The organism is Ensifer soli, from assembly GCF_041928815.1.
Classification (GTDB): Bacteria; Pseudomonadota; Alphaproteobacteria; order Rhizobiales; family Rhizobiaceae; genus JBHFEI01.
In genome coordinates this window covers 1-1,335 of sequence record NZ_JBHFEI010000059.1, presented here as the reverse complement: position 1 = coordinate 1,335, position 1,335 = coordinate 1, and the positions used below count along the sequence as shown (strand labels likewise).

General features: G+C 58.3%; 1 protein-coding gene. It reads left to right on the top strand.

Translation table 11 applies throughout. From position 1 onward, the window contains the following. Window positions 1-89: 89 nt before the first annotated feature. A protein-coding gene (locus tag ACEVQ6_RS23630) for an IS3 family transposase (RefSeq protein WP_374891487.1) occupies window positions 90-1,335 on the top strand; the annotation gives its coding sequence in 2 pieces (ribosomal slippage) (window positions 90-426 and window positions 426-1,335; 1,247 coding nt annotated over the 2 pieces). This gene is flagged as partial in the annotation.

Sequence of the window (1,335 nt, the reverse complement as noted above, 5' to 3'; positions counted from 1 at the left end):
TGTCCGACATCAGCGCCTGTGAGACAAAATTGGTTGAGTTGAGAAGAGAGGATTTTCGGCTCATCGTAGCTCTATCGAAGGAAGCGAAGATGAGACAGAAAACCGGGCCGCAGACATCGGCGGCTGAGAAGGCGATCAAGGACATCCGCCGCGCGACGCGCAAGCACCATTCTGCGGAAGACAAAATCCGCATCGTGTTGGAAGGGCTGCGTGGCGAAGACAGCATCGCTGCGATCTGCCGCCGCGAAGGGATCGCCGAGAGCCTGTATTATAGCTGGTCGAAGGAATTCCTTGAAGCGGGCAAGAAGCGCCTTGCTGGCGACACTGCTCGCTCGGCCACCAGCGACGAGGTAAAGACGCTGCGCCGTGAAAGCCGCGACCTGAAAGAGGCGCTGGCTGACCTCACCCTGGAAAACCGCCTGCTCAAAAAAAGCATGATCGCGGATGGGGGCGACGACGAATGAGATATCCCGCCACCGAGAAACTGGAAATCATCCGGCTCGTCGAGCAGTCGCACCTGTCGGCCAGACAAACCCTCGACCGGCTTGGCATTCCAAGGCCGACATTCTATCGCTGGTATGATCGTTTCCTGACCCATGGCGTCGAAGGATTGGAAGACCGGACGTCCGCGCCATCACGGGTGTGGAACCGCATCCCTGACGATGTTCGGGATCGCATTGTCGAAATGGCGCTGGACCACGCCGATCTGTCGCCGCGCGAGCTGGCGGTGAAGTTCACCGACACGGAAAGCTATTTCGTGTCAGAGGCTTCGGTCTATCGCCTGCTCAAGGCCCACGACCTGATCACCTCGCCAGCCTATATCGTCATTAAGGCCAGTGACGAGTTCAAGGACAAGACCATGCGGCCGAACGAGATGTGGCAAACCGACTTTACTTACCTGAAGGTCATCGGCTGGGGATGGTTCTACCTGTCGACCATCCTCGACGATTATTCCCGTTACATCATCGCCTGGAAGCTGTGCACCAGCATGAAAGTCGATGATGTCACCGACACGCTCGACCTAGCACTGGCCGCCTCGGGCTGCGATAAGGTCAAGGTCGAACACCGGCCCCGGCTGCTGTCCGACAACGGCCCGTGTTACGTCGCTTCCGACCTCGGCGAATGGCTGGAGAAATACAAGATCGACCAGGTCCACGGCGCTCCCGGCCATCCGCAAACGCAGGGCAAGATCGAACGCTGGCACCAGACGCTCAAGAACCGCATCCTTTTGGAAAACTACTTCTTCCAAGAGGACCTCGAAGCTCAGATCGCGGCCTTCGTCGAGCACTACAACCATCGCCGATACCACGAGAGCCTCGACAATCTCACACCCGC